This is a genomic window from Rhodococcus sp. NPDC057014, from assembly GCF_042673295.1.
Lineage (GTDB): Bacteria > Actinomycetota > Actinomycetes > Mycobacteriales > Mycobacteriaceae > Rhodococcus_F.
In genome coordinates this window covers 49,122-67,523 of record NZ_JBHUSF010000013.1, presented here as the reverse complement: position 1 = coordinate 67,523, position 18,402 = coordinate 49,122, and the positions used below count along the sequence as shown (strand labels likewise).

Annotated in this window: 19 protein-coding genes; 11 read left to right on the top strand and 8 right to left on the bottom strand. The window is 65.9% G+C overall.

Annotation, left to right across the window (positions count from 1 at the left end):
- On the bottom strand, positions 1-611 hold a 611-nt coding region (locus ACFTZB_RS04825), incomplete at its 3' end, for a biotin carboxylase N-terminal domain-containing protein (RefSeq protein WP_378430348.1).
- A 188-nt stretch (positions 612-799) separates the two neighbouring features.
- Between ACFTZB_RS04825 and ACFTZB_RS04820 the strand changes: the two genes are divergently transcribed.
- A complete protein-coding gene (locus ACFTZB_RS04820) occupies positions 800-1,663 on the top strand; it encodes an acyl-CoA thioesterase (protein WP_378430347.1) in 864 nt (287 codons plus the stop codon).
- Positions 1,664-1,678: 15 nt separating this feature from the next.
- Here the strand turns inward: ACFTZB_RS04820 and ACFTZB_RS04815 are convergent, their stop codons facing one another.
- The 3 genes from ACFTZB_RS04815 to ACFTZB_RS04805 form a co-directional block, all read right to left on the bottom strand.
- The gene (locus tag ACFTZB_RS04815) at positions 1,679-1,996 is read right to left on the bottom strand and encodes an EthD family reductase (RefSeq protein ID WP_378430346.1); all 318 of its coding nucleotides are present in this window, start codon (positions 1,994-1,996) and stop codon (positions 1,679-1,681) included.
- A gap of 111 nt (positions 1,997-2,107) precedes the next feature.
- A complete protein-coding gene (locus ACFTZB_RS04810) occupies positions 2,108-3,694 on the bottom strand; it encodes a cation acetate symporter (RefSeq protein WP_378430345.1) in 1,587 nt (528 codons plus the stop codon).
- On the bottom strand, positions 3,687-4,031 hold the full coding sequence (locus ACFTZB_RS04805; RefSeq protein WP_378430344.1) for a DUF485 domain-containing protein: 345 nt from the start codon (positions 4,029-4,031) through the stop codon (positions 3,687-3,689). The genes ACFTZB_RS04810 and ACFTZB_RS04805 overlap by 8 nt, the downstream gene beginning before the upstream one ends.
- Before the next feature lie 292 nt (positions 4,032-4,323).
- Here ACFTZB_RS04805 and ACFTZB_RS04800 point away from each other — a divergent pair, with 292 nt between their 5' ends.
- From ACFTZB_RS04800 to ACFTZB_RS04790, 3 genes are read left to right on the top strand one after another with little or no spacing between them, the layout of a single operon-like run.
- The gene (locus ACFTZB_RS04800) at positions 4,324-5,496 is read left to right on the top strand and encodes an acyl-CoA dehydrogenase family protein (RefSeq protein ID WP_378430343.1); all 1,173 of its coding nucleotides are present in this window, start codon (positions 4,324-4,326) and stop codon (positions 5,494-5,496) included.
- Between the two features lie 41 nt (positions 5,497-5,537).
- Positions 5,538-5,939 (top strand): cupin domain-containing protein, encoded by a 402-nt coding sequence (locus tag ACFTZB_RS04795; RefSeq protein ID WP_378430342.1) that lies wholly within the window; start codon positions 5,538-5,540, stop codon positions 5,937-5,939.
- Positions 5,940-5,963: 24 nt separating this feature from the next.
- Positions 5,964-7,061, top strand: coding sequence for an NADH:flavin oxidoreductase/NADH oxidase (locus ACFTZB_RS04790; protein ID WP_378430341.1), 1,098 nt, complete (start codon positions 5,964-5,966; stop codon positions 7,059-7,061).
- Positions 7,062-7,172: 111 nt separating this feature from the next.
- Here ACFTZB_RS04790 and ACFTZB_RS04785 read toward each other — a convergent pair whose 3' ends face one another.
- The 3 genes from ACFTZB_RS04785 to ACFTZB_RS04775 are packed head-to-tail and all read right to left on the bottom strand — an operon-like array spanning position 7,173 to position 9,395.
- Entirely contained in the window at positions 7,173-8,009 is an 837-nt protein-coding gene (locus tag ACFTZB_RS04785) for a fumarylacetoacetate hydrolase family protein (RefSeq protein ID WP_378430340.1), read from the bottom strand.
- A complete protein-coding gene (locus ACFTZB_RS04780) occupies positions 8,006-8,473 on the bottom strand; it encodes a MaoC family dehydratase (RefSeq protein ID WP_378430339.1) in 468 nt (155 codons plus the stop codon). The genes ACFTZB_RS04785 and ACFTZB_RS04780 overlap by 4 nt, the downstream gene beginning before the upstream one ends.
- Before the next feature lie 31 nt (positions 8,474-8,504).
- Complete coding sequence (locus tag ACFTZB_RS04775; RefSeq protein ID WP_378430338.1) at positions 8,505-9,395, bottom strand: HpcH/HpaI aldolase/citrate lyase family protein; 891 nt, start codon at positions 9,393-9,395, stop codon at positions 8,505-8,507.
- Between the two features lie 718 nt (positions 9,396-10,113).
- Here ACFTZB_RS04775 and ACFTZB_RS04770 point away from each other — a divergent pair.
- From ACFTZB_RS04770 to ACFTZB_RS04750, 5 genes are all read left to right on the top strand, one after another.
- The gene (locus ACFTZB_RS04770; protein WP_378430337.1) at positions 10,114-11,415 is read left to right on the top strand and encodes an MFS transporter; all 1,302 of its coding nucleotides are present in this window, start codon (positions 10,114-10,116) and stop codon (positions 11,413-11,415) included.
- Positions 11,415-11,993, top strand: coding sequence for a nuclear transport factor 2 family protein (locus tag ACFTZB_RS04765; protein ID WP_378430336.1), 579 nt, complete (start codon positions 11,415-11,417; stop codon positions 11,991-11,993). The genes ACFTZB_RS04770 and ACFTZB_RS04765 overlap by 1 nt, the downstream gene beginning before the upstream one ends.
- 256 nt (positions 11,994-12,249) lie before the next feature.
- Complete coding sequence (locus tag ACFTZB_RS04760; RefSeq protein ID WP_378430335.1) at positions 12,250-12,747, top strand: MaoC/PaaZ C-terminal domain-containing protein; 498 nt, start codon at positions 12,250-12,252, stop codon at positions 12,745-12,747.
- Between the two features lie 2 nt (positions 12,748-12,749).
- Positions 12,750-13,829 (top strand): NADH:flavin oxidoreductase/NADH oxidase, encoded by a 1,080-nt coding sequence (locus ACFTZB_RS04755; protein WP_378430334.1) that lies wholly within the window; start codon positions 12,750-12,752, stop codon positions 13,827-13,829.
- Between the two features lie 72 nt (positions 13,830-13,901).
- The gene (locus ACFTZB_RS04750; protein WP_378430333.1) at positions 13,902-14,345 is read left to right on the top strand and encodes a cupin domain-containing protein; all 444 of its coding nucleotides are present in this window, start codon (positions 13,902-13,904) and stop codon (positions 14,343-14,345) included.
- 205 nt (positions 14,346-14,550) lie between these two features.
- Here ACFTZB_RS04750 and ACFTZB_RS04745 read toward each other — a convergent pair whose 3' ends face one another.
- On the bottom strand, positions 14,551-14,841 hold the full coding sequence (locus ACFTZB_RS04745) for a hypothetical protein (RefSeq protein WP_378430332.1): 291 nt from the start codon (positions 14,839-14,841) through the stop codon (positions 14,551-14,553).
- Here ACFTZB_RS04745 and ACFTZB_RS04740 point away from each other — a divergent pair.
- Both ACFTZB_RS04740 and ACFTZB_RS04735 read left to right on the top strand, forming a co-directional pair.
- Entirely contained in the window at positions 14,836-16,449 is a 1,614-nt protein-coding gene (locus tag ACFTZB_RS04740) for a helix-turn-helix domain-containing protein (RefSeq protein ID WP_378430331.1), read from the top strand. The two genes, ACFTZB_RS04745 and ACFTZB_RS04740, sit on opposite strands and share 6 nt — an antisense overlap.
- A gap of 558 nt (positions 16,450-17,007) precedes the next feature.
- Positions 17,008-18,336, top strand: a complete 1,329-nt coding sequence (locus ACFTZB_RS04735) for an MFS transporter (protein WP_378430330.1) — start codon at positions 17,008-17,010, stop codon at positions 18,334-18,336.
- Positions 18,337-18,402 lie beyond the last annotated feature (66 nt).

Sequence of the window (18,402 nt, the reverse complement as noted above, 5' to 3'; positions counted from 1 at the left end):
CTGTACTGGCACCGCTCGTGGTAGACTTCTACACGCCCGACGGGGGCGGCGTATACCTTTTTGGGGGCGGCGAACGCGTTTTGGGCGTGGGGGGCCGCGGCGCCCGTCCGCCTGCGGCGCCCGCCGCCGCCGTAGGTGGCCTTGATCGCCACCGGGTAGCCGTACTCGTCACCGAACGCGATCACGTCCGCCGGGGACGCGATGGTGCCCGAGCCGGGGACCTGCGGGACGTCGGCCTCTGCGGCGATCTCGCGGGCGGCGATCTTCGAGCCCATCACCTCGATCGCCGAGGAGGGAGGTCCGATGAAGATCAGTCCGGCGTCCTCGACGGCCTTGGCGAAGGTGGCGTTCTCGGCCAGGAAGCCGTAGCCGGGGTGCACGGCTTGCGCGCCGGTGCTCTTGGCGGCCGCGATGATCGTGTCGATCGCCAGGTACGACTCCGACGCCGAGGCCGCGCCGAGCAGGACCGCCTCGTCGGCCAGTCGCACATGCAGTGCCTTCTCATCCGCCTCCGAGTACACGGCGACGCTGGCTACACCGGCCTCTGCACACGTGCGAATGATGCGGACCGCGATTTCGCCGCGGTTGGCGACGAGGACCTTGGACAACATGCCCGGACTCCTTGGGGTTTCGAAATACCTGTGCGATGGACGCCCCGGTGTGGGGTCGCCTTCGTAAGACCATGCCACTTAGACAAACAATCGTACGTTCGCTTACGGTACCGTCAGATGTGGTAACGGTCAACGATGGTCCCCGCCGCTTCCGTGCGGTGGGGTCGACGACAGAGAGGACGCGGACGGTGATTGCCTCTGCCGAACAACTCGAGTCGCTGGTCGACGCTCTGCGGGTGACCCCCGCCGGGGTGAACCGGTTCCATGGACCGACCACGGCGCGCAAACTTCCTCGGCTCTTCGGCGGACAGGTTCTCGCCCAGGCCGTGATGGCGGCTGGTGCGACCGTGCCCGCGGACCGGTATCCGCATTCGCTGCATACTCTGTTCCTGCGGGGTGGGAACCCTGATGCGCCCGTCACCTATCAGGTGACGGTCCTGCGCGACGGCCGCTCCTACAGCGCTCGCGCCGTCACCGCCACCCAGGGCGATGAGGTGCTGGCGACCCTGCAGCTGTCGTTCGCGGCCGAGGAGGACGGACCCGAGCACGAATGGTCCCCGCCCCTGACCGAGGCGGCACCGGACGAACTGTTGCCGCTGCACGAGCAACTCGAGGGCGAGAGTGCGGTGCTGCCGGAGTGGTGGTCGAGGCCCCACCCCTTCGACTTCCGCTTTCTCGAGCACCCCGAGGCGCTGGCCGCGGCCGGCACCCGGGCCCCCGAGCAGCGGTTCTGGGTGCGCGCGGCCACCGGGGTCCCGGACGAGCCGCTGCTGCACACTGCCCTGTTGGCGTATGTCAGCGACCTGACGCTGCTCGACTCGGCCCTGATGCCGCACGGGCGCTCCTGGTACGGCAACCGGGTGATCACCGGAGCGAGCATCGACCACGCGATGTGGTTTCACCGCCGGTTCTCGATGAACGACTGGATGCTGTGCCGGCAGGTCAGCCCGATCGCCACCGGTGGCCGATGCCTGTGCACCTGCGACTTCACCACCGAGGCGGGTGCGCGCATCGCGTCGGCCTCCCAGGAGGGCATTCTGCGCGAACCCTGACCTCGACAGCACCGTTCAGACCGGCACGATCTCCGATTCGGAGGCGAGGAACCAGGTGATGTCCCCGATGAAGTTCTCTTCGTGCTCGCGAACTGCGTCGGCGGCCGGCGAAGCGAACGCCTCGGCCACCGCGGCGACCGACGGGAACCACAGCTCCGCCATCCCGTCGTACGCCCAGTCCTTGCGATGCTCGATCGCCGGATTCTGCACGTAGCGCTCGAGTTCCGGAAGCTTCCACACATACTCGGGGTGTTCGACGTTCCAGAAGTGAAGGAATTCGTCGCGAGAGAGTTCGGGCTTCGAGGTGATCAGCGCAACGATCTTGACGGACATACGTTCTCTCCTTCTGTCAGGGTCGGGCGCCGCGGTTCGGCGACCGAACGGAAAGGCGCGGCGGCGTCCGACCGCAGGCCACAGGGCCCGGTCGAACGCCGCCACGTGGAATCAGTGCGCGAGAGTCTTGGTCTTGTCCAGACCCGCCCCGGTCAGGGCACGCACCTGAAGCTCGTCGAAGGCGGCGTCGTTGGCCGGCTCGCGACTGAGGTAGCTGCCCACGATGCAGCCGAGGAATCCGGCGGGCACCGAGAACAGGATCGGGAACGCCAGCGGGAACGGCGCGGTTATCGACAGTGAATCCGACAGCAGCGGAGCCAGACTCGGCCACACCAGCGGGCCGGTCAGAATCAGCGCCAGCGCCGTCAGTAGACCCGACAACGCGCCGACCACGGCCCCGAGGGTGCGCATCCGCCGCCAGAGCAGCGTCATGATCAGCACGGGGAAGTTCGCGCTGGCCGCGGTGGAGGTTGCCAGCGTGGCCAGGAAGGTCACGTTCTGGGTGCCGCCGATGGCCAGGGTGGCACCGACGGTGACGATCACCAACGCCACCGCCGCGATCCGGCCGACCGTCATTTCCTCCCGTTCGGGCCGGTGGAAGGTCTTGGCCCACAGGTCGTGGGCGACCGCACTCGATGCGCTGAGCACCAGGCCGGCTGACACGGCCAGCAGGGTGGCGATCGAGACCGCGACCACCAGCGCCAGCAGCAGGTCGGAGGCGAATCCGTCGCCGCCGCCGAGCCAGACGGTCAAGGCAGGCAGGGCGAGATTGCCGCCCTTGCCGGCGATTTCCTCTCCGCCGGCGCCGAGGGCGGCGCGCGCGGAGATGCCGAGGAACGCGATGAGGACGTTGAATCCGCCGATCAGGCTGATTGCCCAGATCGCGGACTTGCGGGCCTCGATGGCATCGGGGACGGTGAAGAATCGCATCAGCACGTGCGGCAGGCCCACCGCGGACAACGTCACGGCCACCGCCATGGACAGGATGTTCCACGGACCCTTGAAGGAGTTTCCGGTGGACAGGTAGTGGTCGCCGAACTTACTCTGCGAGATCGCCTGCTCGATGATGTTGAGCGGGTTCGGATCGATCCGGATGAGAACCAGGATCACCAGCAGTGCCACCACGCTCATCAGGGCCACGGCCTTGATGATCTGCAGCCACGTGGTGGCGAGCATGCCGCCGAAGAGCACATAGGTGAGCATCAGGACCGCGGCGATCACCACGCCCCAGGAGAAGTCGATTCCGGCGAGGGCTTCCATCAGCACGCCGCCCGCGACCATCTGGGCGAGCAGGTAGAAGATGCAGATGAACAGCGTCGAGATCGCCGACACGATCCGGACCGGCCCGGACCGCAGCCGGGTGGCGAGCGCGTCAGCGAACGTGAAACGCCCGAGGTTGCGCAGCTTTTCGGCGATCAGGAACATCACCATCAGGAAGATCCCGCACGCGAAGATCGCGTAGACGATGCCGTCCATGCCGTAGAGGTAGGCCAGCCCGGCGTAACCCAGCAGGGAGGCGGATGAGAGAAAGTCACCGGCGATGGCGGTGCCGTTTTTACGCCCGGTCATACCGCCGCCGGCCGTCCAGAACTCCGCCGAGGTCTTCGTGCGGCGCGAGGCGAAGTAGGTCGCCACGAAAGTCGTGGCCAGCAACAGGACGGTGACGATGACCGCGGTGGTGTTGAATCCGTCAGACATTGCCGGTGACCTCTCGTTCGGGAGCGGCGGCGGGCGCACTGAGCACGGCCGCGGCCAGGATGTCCCAGTGGCGGGCGCGGCGCACGTACCAGGCGCCGAGGCTCATGACGGTTGCGACGTAGGCCAGGGACAGGATCAGCCCGATGCTCAGGCCTGATACGGGTCGCTTGGCGATGATCTCCGGGGCGAAGGCCGCGAAGCCGACGAGCGCGCAGAATGCCACTGCGAAAACGCTCCAGGCGACGGTGAAGAAGCTGCGGCGGTCATCTCGCAGTCGAAGCATCGCCGGATCGGACCAGAGCCGGCTCCAGTCGAGATCGGTCTCGGTGGGAGGCATGGTCAGCACCCTTTCTCGTGATGGTCGGTGCCGTCTTCGCGCGAATGCGGCGAGTTCACGACGAGGAGGAGCGGAGTCGCGCTGTGGGATGGACGACGCACTACATCCTCTGTAATGGACATCACACACGCTATACGAACGGGTGTTTGTTTGTCTAGCGGAGAACTATGCCGCGAGAGTCTTTGAAAAACGTGCGTTCGTTTGTATCGTGGGGGTGCGTGACCAGGTCACAGTGAGGCGGCCGCGCCCTGCACTCCCGCAGGACGCCGTCCGCGCGAGTCGGAGGAGTCCCATGATCGGAAACGGCACACTGCCGGACACCACGGAGCAAGCGGATCTACGCGAGATGGTGCGCGAGATCATCGAGAAGTTCGCGCCTCCGCAGCGGGTCAGGGAACTCGACGACGCCAACGCGTTCGACCTCGAGCTGTACCGGGCGCTGGGGGAAGCCGGCCTGATCGGACTCGACGCCCAGGTCGACGGCACCACCGGCGCCGACCCGCGGAACCAGGTCATCGTCCTCGAAGAGCTCGCCGCCGGCCCGACCTCGATGGCGGTGTGCCTGGTCGTGCAATACATGGGCGTCGGACTGCTCACCGAGTACGGCAGCGACCAGCAGCGCAGCACCGTCCTGGCCCCCCTGCTCGACGGTCGCGAGCGAGTGGCATTCGCGCTGACTGAACCCGACGGCGGCACCGACGTCGCCCGTGTCATGCGCACCCGGGCGAAGCAGTCCGGCGACGGCCGGTGGGTTCTCAACGGTGCCAAGACCTGGATCTCCGGCCCGCAGCACGCGAAGAACCTCATCGTCCTGGCCCGCACCTCGACGCCGGAGTCCTCTTCGATCGACGGCATCACCATGTTCGTCGTGCCCACCGACACCCCGGGCGTCACCGTGCGCGAACTCGACACCTTCGCCATCCACAGCCTCGACACCTGCGAGGTCACCTTCGACAACGTCGAGATCGACGCCGCCGCCGTGCTCGGGCACGTCGACAAGGGATTCCGTCAGGTGCTCGGTACACTCAATGGGGAACGACTCAACGCCGCGGCCGCCGCCCTCGGCATCGCCCGCGGCGCGCTGGAGGCAGCGGTCGACTACGGCCGCCAGCGGCAAGTGTTCGGGCGCCCGGCCGGCAGCTTCCAGGCCGGGCAGCACCGCCTGGTCGACGGCGCCATCGCGATCGAGGCCGCCCGCGCCCTGATGCTCCAAGCCGCCGAGGCCACCGCCACCGGTCAACGCGCCGACATCCTCAGCGCCATGGCCAAGGTCGCCGCCTCCGACGCCGCGGTCGCCGTCACCGACGCCGGCATGCGCCTGATGGGCGGATCCGGGTTCAGCAAGGAATACCCCATGGAGCGGCTGTTCCGGGACGCCCGCCTCTACACCTTCGCCCCACTGACAAACGAGATGCTCCGCAACCACATCGGTGAGAAGCATCTGGGGCTGCCGCGCTCGTTCTGACCAGCCCAGCCGATCACGACCACACAGAAAGAGAATCACCCATGACCGCGATCACCCCCTTCGCCGACGAACTCAACGCACTTCCGCCCCTGGCCTCGCGCTACGTCGACGTCGACGACCTGCCCTGGCGCCCCTCCGGGTACGAGGGCATCGACATCAAGGTGCTGCTCAAGGACGAGGAGAGCGGTCTGCTCACCGCCCTGTTCCGCTGGCAGCCCGGATCGGTCCTGCCCCTGCACGAGCACGTCCGGATCGAGCAGACCTGGGTGCTCGAAGGCAGCATCGTCGACGAGGAAGGCGAGACCACCGTCGGGAACTTCTCCTGGCGCCCGCAGGGCAACCAGCACCGCGCCTCCGCGCCCAACGGCGCCCTGGTGCTGTGCTTCTTCCTGACCCCCAACAAGTTCCTCGAAGGCCCCAATGCCGGGTCGACGCTGGAGTGACCAACCGATTCGCGAAGGACGCCCGTGAGTAGCACGAAAGTACGTCAGACACGACTGTTTTCCCCGCTGACCCTTCGGGATCTGACCATCGCGAACCGGTTGTGGGTCGCACCGATGTGCCAGTACTCCGCCGAGGACGGGGTACCGAACGACTGGCACCTGGTCCACCTGGGCACCTTCGCCAAGGGCGGTGCCGGCCTGCTGTTGACCGAGGCCACCGCGGTCACCGCCGAGGGCCGAATCAGCCTGGGAGACACCGGGCTGTGGAACGACGAGCAGGTCGAGGCCTTCGCCCGCATCAACCGGTTCGTCGCAGCGCAGGGCACGGTACCGGGAGTGCAACTCGCACACGCCGGCCGCAAGGCCTCCACACAGGTGCCCTGGGACGGCGGCGGTTCCCTACCGACCACCGACGGTGGCTGGCCCACGATCGGACCCTCCGCCATCGCCTCGGGTGATCTCGCCACCCCGGCAGAGATGACCGCCCACGAGATCGACGAGCTGATCACCGCATTCGCCGATGCCGCCGTCCGTGCCCGGCACGCCGGCTTCGAAGTCGTCGAAATCCATGCCGCGCACGGATATCTGATTCATCAGTTCCTCTCACCGCTGTCGAACCGGCGAACCGACGACTACGGCGGCGACTTCGACCGCCGGACACTGCTGTTGCGCGAGGTGATCGCCGCGGTGCGTGAGGTGTGGCCGCAGGACCGGCCGGTATTCGTGCGGATCTCGGCGACCGACTGGGCCGAGGGCGGCTGGACGGTCGACGACAGTGCCGCGCTGGCCGAGGCCCTCACCGGTACCGGGGTCGACCTGATCGACGTCTCCAGCGGCGGTCTGTCCCCGGAGCAGAAGATCACCGTCGGGCCCGGGTATCAGGTGCCGTTCGCGCGTCGCATCCGCGGCGCGGCACCGATCCCGGTGGCGGCGGTCGGGATGATCACCGAGGCCGCCCAGGCCGAGCAGGTGCTGGTCGACGGGTCCGCCGACGCGGTCTTCCTCGGCCGCATGCTGTTGCGTGAGCCGTTGTGGCCGCTGAAAGCGGCGAAGGAACTCGGAGCGGAGCTGCGCTGGCCGACGCCGTACCGGTCGGCGAAGTACCGCGGCAGCATTCCCTGAGGCGAGGGAGGTGCCGATGACACCCCCCAGACCGAACAGGACAGGCCGGTCCACCCGCAGTGGACCGGCCTGACTTGTTTCGGTGCGGTCAGCTGATGCGTTGCACCCGGCTCAGTGCACCGCGGCCACCGACCGCACGCGCACCGTGTTCGTCAGCGCACCGAGACCCTCGATGGTGGTCTCGAGGGTCGCACCGTCGCCGAGGTAGTCGTGGTCGGCATGCCCGACGCCACCGGGGGTGCCGGTGAGGATCACATCGCCCGCCTGCAGGGTGACGATGTGGGAGATGTATTCGATCAGCCGGTCCGGGGTGAACACCAAGTCCCCGGTCGAGTCCGACTGCCGGGTGACTCCGTCGACCGACGTGGTCAACGCCGCCCCCAAGGTGAACTCGTCCGCGGTGACCAGGACTGGGCCGAGCGGGCAGGTCTTCTCGAATGTCTTGCCCTGCAACCACTGCTGTGTGCGGTACTGGTAGTCGCGCATGGTGACGTCGTTGGCGACGGTGAAACCGGCGATGTAGTCGCCGGCCTCGGCGGCCGGGACCGCGGTCGCCGTCCGGCCGATGACGACGGCCAGTTCGCCCTCCCAGTCCACCTGCTGGTCGGCGTATCCGGGGACCGCGATGTCGTCGTGGGCGCCGATCAGCGCCTCCGGGAACTTCGCGAACAGCGTCGGATACTTCGGCAGTTCGCGACCCATCTCCTCGATGTGGTTCGCGTAGTTCAGGCCGACACAGACGATCTTCGTCGGGGCCGGCACCACCGGCGCGTACTCGGCCGCTTCGAACGAGCGCGACGGCCCGTCCGCGTCGGCGGCGATCGTGCGCCAGTTCGGGTTGCGGAGCAGGGCGGAGAGGTCGGCGTACGGGGTGATCGGGACGGCGGTGTCGCCGTCGATCCGAGCTGCGACGGTGGTGCCGCCCTGCCTCAGCGTGGCCAGCCTCATGAGACGGCGACCTCGGCCGGCTTCTTGAGCATCAGCCCGGACCGCTGCACCCGGCAGACCAGCTTGCCGTTCTGGTTGATGCCGCGGTGCTCGAACCGGACGATGCCGGTGTCGGGACGAGACTTCGACTCGCGCCGGGACAGGATCTCGGTCTCGACCCGCAGGGTGTCGCCGATCAGGACCGGGGCCGGGAACGCGATCTCCTCGAATCCGAGGTTGCCGAGGGTGGTGCCTATCGTGGTTTCCTGCACGGGAATACCGACGACCACACCGAGGGTGAAGACGCTGTTGACGATCCGTTCGCCGTACATGCTGTTCTTGGCGAATTCGGCATCGAGGTGCAAGGGCTGCACATTCATGGTGAGCGTGGTGAACAGCAGGTTGTCGGTTTCGGTCACCGTCCGGGTGACCGCGTGCGCGATGGTGAGCCCAGGTTCGAGCTCCTCGAAGTACAGGCCAGTCATGATGTCGTCCTTACTGTGATGGGTCTGTCGATCAGTGGGCGTTGATGGATTCGGCGAGCGCGACGACCCCGCGAGCGGTCTTGACGTGCGCGATGTCGACGTGCTCGCCCTCGAACAGGGCTGCGGCCTGGCCGTTGGCCTGCGCCTGCTCGAAGGCGTCGATCATCCGGCGGAACCGGTCGACCACCTTCGGGTCCGGCGCGTAGACGTCGTTGACGGTCTCGATGTGGGAGGGGTGGATCAGTACCTGCCCGGTGAAACCGAGTCGGCGGTTGCCCTCGGCGAATCGGCGCAGCCCGTCGAGGTCGGCGATTTCCTGCCACAGGCCGACGATGGGGTGCGCCAGCCCGGCGGCGCGGCAGGCGAGCACGGCCTTGCTGCGGTAGTGCAGGGTCTCCAGTCCCTCCGGGGTCCATTCGAAGCCGACCTCGCGGGAGACGTCCGCGTCGCGGGCGGCGGCCACCATCAGTGAGGCGACCCGGGGATGGGCAGCGGCGATCTCTTCGCAGTTGACCAGCGACTTCGCGGTCTCGAGTGTGGGGATCACCTCGACACTGCCGCGGACGAGGGCGGCCTCGATCTCGAAGTGCTCGAGCAGTGCGGCGAAGTCGAGGACCTCCCGCGCGCCGTACACCTTCGGCAGCAGCAGTCCGTCGAGCCCCGCACGTACCACGGCGGCGAGATCTCGACCGAAGTGATCGGTATCGAGTGCGTTCGGCCGAACCAAGACCGTGACGTCCGGGTGCGATCGCGACAGCGAGTCGATCGTCGCAGCCGCAACGGTACGGGCCTGCTCCTTGCTCGCGGCCGGCACCGAATCCTCGAGATCCAGGATCACCGCGTCGGCGCCGGCCCGGACGGCCTTGTCCGCCCAGCCCTCGCGATGGGCGGGCACGAACAGCAGAGAACGTAAGGGGCGCATAGTTTCCTCACTCCGAAGGCTGAACCCAGGGGAGGCCGTCGGGGTGCCCCGGTTGGTTCGCGCTGGGGATGTACAGCACGTCATCGCCTCCCGCCGGTGAGCGGAAATGTGTGGCCGATGGGTGAGTGCCCACGGCCCTTAAACGAACAATCGCTCGTACGTTATCACGGCCAATACTCCCAGCGCTATGGGTGAAAGCTGCAGCCGAGAGGCTCACGCAGCGCATTTGCACCGTTCCGGACCGGCTGCATCCGGCGGCGGAGTGGCGGGATCCGCCCCGATTCGGGCGATTGGCCGATGGGGGGGGTGCATGCCTGCGCGCCGTTGGTCGACTCCGCGGTTGTGCTTACGGGAAACCGTTCTCACTCATTGTTGCCCACCGCCGGTCCCGGACGCGGCCGGCCGGAACCGCCCGACTGCCGCATCCGGTTCCGCCGCCGCCGGGAGTCGTTCGATGGTGACGGCGCCATGAAAAGCGAACGCTTGTGTCCTGGATCACTCTCGTCTACGGTTCCGACGTACGGCCGTTCGTTCGTCTCTTGGTGCGTTTCACGTTCAGAGGTCGCTTCGCCGTCAAATCCTCGTGCGGGTGAAGTGCATCGAAACCAGTCCTCATGCAAAGAGAGCCACGATGACAAACTCAACGTCGCTACCCAAATCCGCACATACGGGCATACCGCTGACGTATGACCGCGAAAAGCAGGCCAAACGTGCTGCCATGTCGAGCTTCTTCGGCGGCGCACTCGAGTACTACGACTTCTACCTCTACACATCGGCAGCAGCACTCATCTTTCCCACCCTCTTCTTCTCGAAAGAGCTGGGAACCTCGAGTGCGACTCTGGCATCACTGGCCACGCTCGGTGTCGGCTATCTCGCGCGACCGGTCGGCGCGATCGTGTTCGGGCACATCGGTGACCGGTTGGGCCGCAAATCCGTACTGGTCGCCACCCTCGCCTTGATGGGGGTTGCGACGACGATCATCGGATTCCTTCCGACGTACGAGAGCGTGGGAGTGCTTGCTCCTGCGCTGCTGGTGGTCTGCCGACTCGCCCAGGGGCTCTCGGCCGGGGCAGAGACCACGGGTGCGAGCACAATTTCCATGGAGTCCGCACCCCCGGGACGGCGGGCGCAATACACCGCATGGACTCAGAACGGGAACTACGCAGGCTTCATCCTCGCCAGTATCGCCTGGCTCGGTGCCTCCGCGATGCCACGGGAGGTCCTGCTGTCGTGGGGATGGCGGATACCGTTCCTCGCCTCCATCCTGGTCGCCCTCGTCGCGTTCATCGTCCGCAGGAAGCTGGTCGAGCCGGAAATCTCCGCCGAGAACGTCAAGGGCAATTCGGGCACGCCGCGCAAGCCGCCGCTGATCGACGTTTTCCGGAGTCATCCGTGGCAGGTCCTTCGGACTGCATTGGTCTTGTTCCAAGGTGTCGGGTTGACGATCGTCTTCGGATTCGGTCTCACCTACGCAACCCAACCCCAATACGGAATCGAACTTCCCTACACGACCATGCTCTGGGTGGCCATCGTCTCGAATGCCGCTGCCATCGTGGCCCACCCCCCCTACGGAAAGCTCTCCGACCGTATCGGCAGACGCCCAGTGATGATTTTCGGAATGCTGGGGACGGCCGTCATGGGATTCGCCTACTTCGCGGCCGTGACGGCGAGGAACGTACCGGCGATCTTCCTGTGCGGCATCCTTCTCACGGGTGTCACGTTGGCAGCAACGACCGGCGTCTTCATGACGTTTCTCGGCGAGCAGTTCGACGCATCCGTGCGGATGACGGGAACCTCCGTCGGGTTCCAGATCGGGATGATCCTGGGCGGATTTTCTCCGACCATTGCGGCCGCCCTCATCGACGGCACCGACTGGCTGCCCGCAGCGTGGATCATCGCCGCGGCCTTCGTTATCGCTGCCACCGCAGTGTTCACCGCCCCGGAAACCAACAAGACGCCCCTGGAAGATCTCGGGCAGACCACGCACCGACGACAGAGCGAGCGAAGAGGAGCATTGTGATGCAGTCTGCCGAGAATTCCCCGCTGCCCGGTGTGCTGGATGCCGATCTCTACCAGGAAATCTGCCGACTCAAATCCGACTACTTCTTCGCGCTCGACACGAAGGACTGGGACCGCCTCCGGGGAGTATTCCACGCTGACGCGAGATTCGAAGGCTTCACCTTCGACGGGAGGGGAGCCGACGACTTCGTCCGCGGAGTCTCGGAGTGGCTGCGCGACATGAGAACAGTGCACCACGGCATGATGCCGGATATCCGCAGGGTGAGCCCGGCGCGCATCCGTGGACGGTGGGCGATGAGCGACTACTTGACCTGGCGCGATCGCGACTTCGTCTACAAGGGTTTCGAGATACCGGGAATGTACGGAGTGCGCGGATACGGCTTCTACGACGAGGAATACGCCCAGCAGGACGACGGTCGATGGAAGATCTCCTTCATGAGGCTCACACGCCTGTGGATCGATCCGCTGGTAGGTGACTACATCGATCCGCCCCGCTACAACGTCCCGGCCGTCGACCGGAACTGGCTGGAACCGGCCTGGACCGAACAAGTTCGCGCCCTGAACGAGATCGCCGGATAGGGCTGCAGTCGACCCGCGGCAAGCACCGGCCGCCCCCTCCCGTGGCGGCGGCCGGCGCCGTCGCGGGGAGTGCCCAGATGCCGCGGCGCTTCCGGCCGGCGGAGGCCCGGACGGACCGTCAGGCCGATGTGGGGCCCGCGAACTCGACACCGGGAATCGGAAATGTTTGACCAGTGGGTTTATCGGCCGTAGTCTTAAACGAACAATCGCTCGTACGTTAACGCGGCGGGTGCAGTCGGCGCTTTGAGGAGATTCGATGACAACGAATTCGGTGGGGACCGCCCCCCGGGTCCTGGGGCAACCCGACCGCTGGTGGGAAGACCTCGGCGTCGGAGACGTCCTGCGCGGTCCGGGCATGACGGTGACCGACGCGCACCTGGTGAACTGGGCCGGCCTGACCTGCGACATCGTCTCGCTACACCTCGACGAGGAGTACGCGGCCACCACCCAGTTCGGCCAGCGCATCGCACACGGACCCTTCACGCTGTCCCTCGCACTCGGTCTGACCACCCAGACCGGCTACTTCAGCAAAGTGGTGGCGTGGCTCGGCCTCGACGAGGTCCGTGCCCTACGCCCGGTCGTCATCGGGGACACGATCCATCCGGAGGCCGAGGTGATCGCCGCCCGTCCGACCAAGAAACCACAGCAGGGAATCTGGACGCTGTCCTACCGCGCCGTCAATCAAAAGGGCGACACCGTGATGACGTTCCAGAGCTCGTTCATCGTGCAACGCCGCCCCGAGGATGGAATCTGACGATGCTGTTCGAACCCCTGATCCTGCGCGGGACCACCTTCCCGAACCGAGCCTGGGTCAGCCCGATGTGTCAGCACTCCGCGACCGACGGTCGCGCCACCGACTGGCATCTGGTCCATCTCGGGTCCCGGGCGGTCGGCGGCGCCGGCCTGGTGATGGTCGAGTCCACCGCGATCCGGGCGGACGGGCGCATCTCGCCGTACGACGCCGGCCTCTGGAGTGACCAGCAGATCGACTCCTGGCGACGGATCACCGACTTTCTGCGCGAGAATGGTGCCCGTAGCGGGGTCCAGCTCAGCCACGCCGGCCGCAAAGCCTCCACCTACCGGCCCTGGGAGGGGACGGGCCCGCTGCCCGCGGAGGAGGGCGGCTGGCCGACTGTGGCGCCGTCCGCGCTGGCCTACACCGGTTTCGCGACCCCACATGCGTTGACCGAGCGAGAGATCGCCGAGATCGTCGTCCAATTCGGTGACGCCGCTGTGCGCGCGCATCGGGCGGGGTTCGACGTCGTGGAGATCCACGCCGCCCACGGATACCTCCTCCATCAATTCCTCTCACCATTGTCGAACACGCGGACCGACGGATACGGCGGAAGCTTCGACGCTCGTATCCGTCTGACCGTCGAGGTGGTGCGGGAAATCCGGTCCCGGCTCGCGGAATCGACACCGGTCTTCGTCCGCGTCTCCGCGACGGACTGGACGGACGGGGGATGGGACCTCGACGACACCATCGAACTGTCACGGCGTGTGCGCGATCTCGGCGTGGACCTGATCGATGTCTCGACCGGTGGCAACGTCTCCAACGCGCGGATACCAGTGCACCCGGGCTACCAGGTCGGCTTCGCCGAACACATTCGTCGTGCCGCCGACCTACTCACCGCCGCGGTCGGCCTGATCAATACTCCCGAACAAGCCGGCACCATCATCGCCACCGGGCAGGCCGACGCCGTGATGATCGGACGCGCCCACCTCGACGACCCCTACTGGGTCCGGCACGCAGCCGCCGCTCACGGCCACCAGGTACGCATCGACCAGTACGACCGCCCCGACCTGCGCAAGAGCACCACCTCCCCGAGCCGCTGACCTCGGACGCCTCGCGCTCAGCGGAGGCCCCGCACCACTGTGAAACAGACGTTTGTATCGAGAGGAGTACTGATGGCCGAGCAGGACAAGCCCGTTGTCACTCGCAAGGGCGAAGAAGTCCAGAACACCGGACAGTCCGGCGGCGCCGTTCGCGTGTCCGGGGTAAGTGTCCAGCACACCCCGGCAACGAAGATCTGGTTCGGGAAAGTCTTCAACGAGCCCGGTTACCGATCGCTCCCACATCACCACGGTGAGGCCGAGACCGGAGGATATGTCCTGACCGGACAGGCGCGAATCTACTTCGGCGAGAACTACAGCGAGTACATCGACATGTCCGAGGGCGACTTCGTCTTCGTCCCCCCGTTCATGCCGCACGTGGAAGCCAACATGAGCACCACCGACGAACTGGTGTGGCTGACCACTCGAACGCCGGAAAACATCGTCGTCAATCTTCCCGAGGTCGACGACAGCACCCTCGCCGGTTACATCCGCGTTAATGCCGCAGCGACCTCCTGAGCGACTGCGTCCGTAGAAGCATCGGCGTCACCGGAAGGGTGCGGACGGTCGCCGAACCCGTGACCGCCACTCGCGAGACGAACACCCCGCGCCCCGACGCGAGGATCCTGCCGGTGGCGCGTCCCAGCCCGCATCGAATGGAATTGTGGTGAACGTGTACTCCGACCGATCTGGTCAGCCGTCGGCAACGGAGGTGGGCTCGCAATCAGGTTCTCGATCCGATACGTCGTTGCATGATGAACACGTGAACGAGGGCGTATTCCTGGAGTTGCTGGCGAGGGGTGCCGATGCCTCGGCGTTCGATGAGCAGGTGCGCCTCGCGGCGGAATCCGGAGCCGGTCCGGAGCGCCTCGCAGAGCTTGAACGTCTGCGCGGACTGGCGCTGCGGACCACCGCCGTGCTCGAACGTCACGAGCGTCGAGAGTCGGAATTGGCCGTCCTCTTCGAGACGGCTCAGGATCTCACTCGCATTGGCGATGTCGATCGCCTGTTGCATGCCGTTGTCCGGCGGGCCCGCCGCATCCTGGCGGCCGATGTGGCCTACATTGCGTTGATCGATCGGGATCGACGCGACACCTACATGAGGGTCACCGACGGGATGGCTTCCTCGCCCATCCGCACCACACGTCTACCGATCGGGATCGGTCTCGGTGGTCTCGTGGCACAGGACGGAGTGCCCTATGCCACCAGCAACTTCTTCGAAGACGAGAGGTTCTCGCACACCGAAAACGTCGACCACGCAGTGCGTTCCGAAAACATCGTGGCGATCGTCGGCGTGCCGCTGTCGGTAGAATCCGACGTCGTCGGAGTCCTCTACGCTGCCGACCGGCATCCGCGTGAGTACCAGCCGGAAGACATAGCCCTGCTGTCGTCTCTGGCGGCCCTGTCGGCGGTCGCACTCGACGCCGCGAACGCGCTCGAAGAGGCCCGGCGTGCGGCCACGGAGTTGGCCGCCTCGCACGCTGTCGCAGACGAACGAGCCCGCACCCTCGAATCCATCTCCGAGGCACACCGCCGGCTGATGCAGACCGTCCTCGAGGGCGGAGGAGTGCACGACGTCGCGGCCGCCATCGCCGAAATCCTCGACGGGGACGTCGCGGTCCTTGACGCCGAGGGACTGACCTTGTGGTCCTCCCGCCACGCCACACCGGACTTCACACCGGCACAGGTAGACGAATCCGCCGTGGACAGTGACGGGCAGCCGTGGTCGGGGGTGACCGTGGCGGCGCGCGGTGTTCCCTTGGTACGTGTCCTCGTCGATCGCGCCGAACTCGACGCCGTCGAACACGGCGTACTCGAGCGGGGCGCTACTGCCCTCGCGCTCGTACTCGTCCTCGGTCGAATGGCCCTCGATGAGGAGGCACGATCGCGCGAGGAGCTGGTGGTAGACCTCCTCGCAGGGGTGCCGATGGACCGACTCGCCCTGCGGCGACGCTCCGAACGGGCCGGGCTGATGTGGGGCCCCTCCAACATCGTCCTGGTCGTCCGATCCCGAGACGACGAACGGAAGCGAATTCGGGCAGCGGTCGCGCGGTGGGCACCAGCGGGATCCGTGGTCGCAGAGTATCTGCAATCGACTCTCGTCCTCCTGGAGGGCCACGATGCCGGCCGTACCGCCAAGGCGCTGGCAGCGCACCTACGAGACGCTAGCCTGTCGACAGCCGTCGGCGGAGCCGGTCCGATCGACCTCCTCACCGACCTTCGGACGTCGTATGACGAGGCGAGCAGATGCGCCGAACTCCTCGTCGCGCTGGGACGAGGCGGGGGCGCCGAGCTGGCCGACCTGGGCCTCTTCGGTGTCCTTGGCGTACCGGAAGCGGCGGACCGCGCCGTCGAGTTCGTCGCCCGTGCGCTCGCTCCCCTGATCGAATACGACAACTCCCACGACGGTCACCTGGTCGAAACGCTGTCGGCCTATTTCGCCGCCGAACGGAGCCGGGCGAAAGCCGCCGCCGCACTTCACGTGCATGTGAACACCGTCGGAGCCCGGCTCTCTCGGGTTGCATCCCTGCTCGGTGCCGACTGGTCGGAGGGCTCCCGTCTGCTGGGGATCAGGATGGCGCTCGAGTTGCGGCCCCTTTTGGATGCGGAGCCTCCCCACTAACCCGAGCGCGCCGGCCAGAACGATTGCCGACTCTGATCGCGACGACACGAGACTGACTTTCGTTGTGGTGAAGAATATTTGCCCTACCACCAGGCGTCACATCCCGCCGAGGACTTGCCCCAGCGTGAACGCATCGGCCGGCGGCTGGTGCGTGACCACGGACCTGGCGGCCAGCCCGCAGGGTCTGGGGCCGGCCCCTGGTCAGCACTTCGTCCGACTGATCGCCGGCTGGGAGAGCATTACTTTCCGCGATTCTCGGCTCGCGGCGGACGCAGCCCGCGAACAGCGATGTTTTCGAGCACACCTTCTTCGGTGAAAACCTGTGTTCGGCAACATTGATGGTGGAAAGTGACCCACCTAACATTCTGAAGGTACTTATGGCGCAGGGCATATGACGACCCTCTCCACTGCTCGGAGAAGAATAGTGAGCGCACCGCCCGTCGACTCTCGACCGACACTCGCGATACTGCCCGCATCTGCGGAGTCAGGCTCCTTTTCCGTCCACGTGGGTGGCGGCCAGATCCGGCCATCCGTAGAAATCGAGGCTTAGGATGAAAAATGTCTGACGACCTAGCGGTCCTTGTTGCGGCACCGCCACATGCCAAGCCGCTCGCGCACAAACAATCACCGGCCAAGGTCATCCGTGCAGCAGTTGTCGGAACCGTTGTCGAGTACTACGACTTCGGCATCTTCGGTTATATGGCGACCACGATGGCTGCGCTGTTCTTTGTTTCAGGGAACCCGACGGCAAGTCTTCTCGGTACGTTTGCAACGTTTGCCGTGGCCTTCTTCATCCGAATCCCCGGCGGCATCTTCTTCGGCCACATCGGTGACAGATATGGTCGGAAGACGTCTCTCTCCTGGACCATTCTGCTGATGGTTGCGGCCACTGCCGGGATGGGCCTACTGCCCACGTACTACACACTCGGAGCGTGGGCGACCGCGATCCTCGTTCTCGGTCGCTGCGTCCAGGGTCTTGCCGCCGGAGGCGAGGTCGGCGGCGCAAACGCAATGGTCGCCGAATCCGCTCCCGCCCGTTGGCGTGCTACGCAAACGTCGATGGTCAACACGGGGACCTACCTCGGGTCACTGTGTGCATCGCTGATGGCGCTCGCAATCACCTCATTCTTTGACGAGCAGACGATTCTCGACTGGGTATGGCGGATCCCCTTCCTGCTCAGTGTCGTGCTCGGCGGCATCGGTATCTGGATCCGCAGTCAACTTGATGACACGCCGGAATTCGAGAAACTCGAGAATTCTGGGGAAAAGCAGGAAGTCCCCATACGGGAGCTGATCTCGACCTCCGGCGGCACTCTTGTCAAGATCATCTTCCTCGGTGCCATGATTACCGCCGGCTACTACATCGGTTCGGTGTATACGGCGACGTACCTCAAGACGACCGTCGGGCACTCGTCTCAAGTTGCGTTCCTCTCGACCGCGGTCGCGTTGATCCTTGGCATCATCACCCTTCCCCTGGCCGGGTGGGCATCGGACACCTGGGGACGTAAACCGGTGCTGTTCACGGGAAGTGCTGCGGGTATCGTGCTCGGCCTCCCGATGTTCATGATGATGTCAGGGGGCAGCGTCTGGGAGGCCATCGTTGGACAATCGACGCTGTTCATCTGTGTGTCGGTGGTCAACGGTGCATCGTTTGTCACCTATGCCGAACTGCTGAAGACCTCAGTTCGATATTCCGGTATCGCACTGGGAAACAACACCACCGTCACCCTCCTCGGCGGCACGGCCCCTTTCATTGCCACCTACCTGATCAGCGTCACCGGAAACCCACTCGCCCCAGCCGGATACTACGTCCTGGCAGCCGCTCTCACCTTTGGTGCCGTCTTCTTCATCGAGGAAACAAAGGGGATAGCGCTGAAGTCCGTCTGACTCCAAATTTCCATTGTCCGAAATTGTCTAGACTGTCGGGCCGGGCGCGCCCTCTTTGATGCTCTG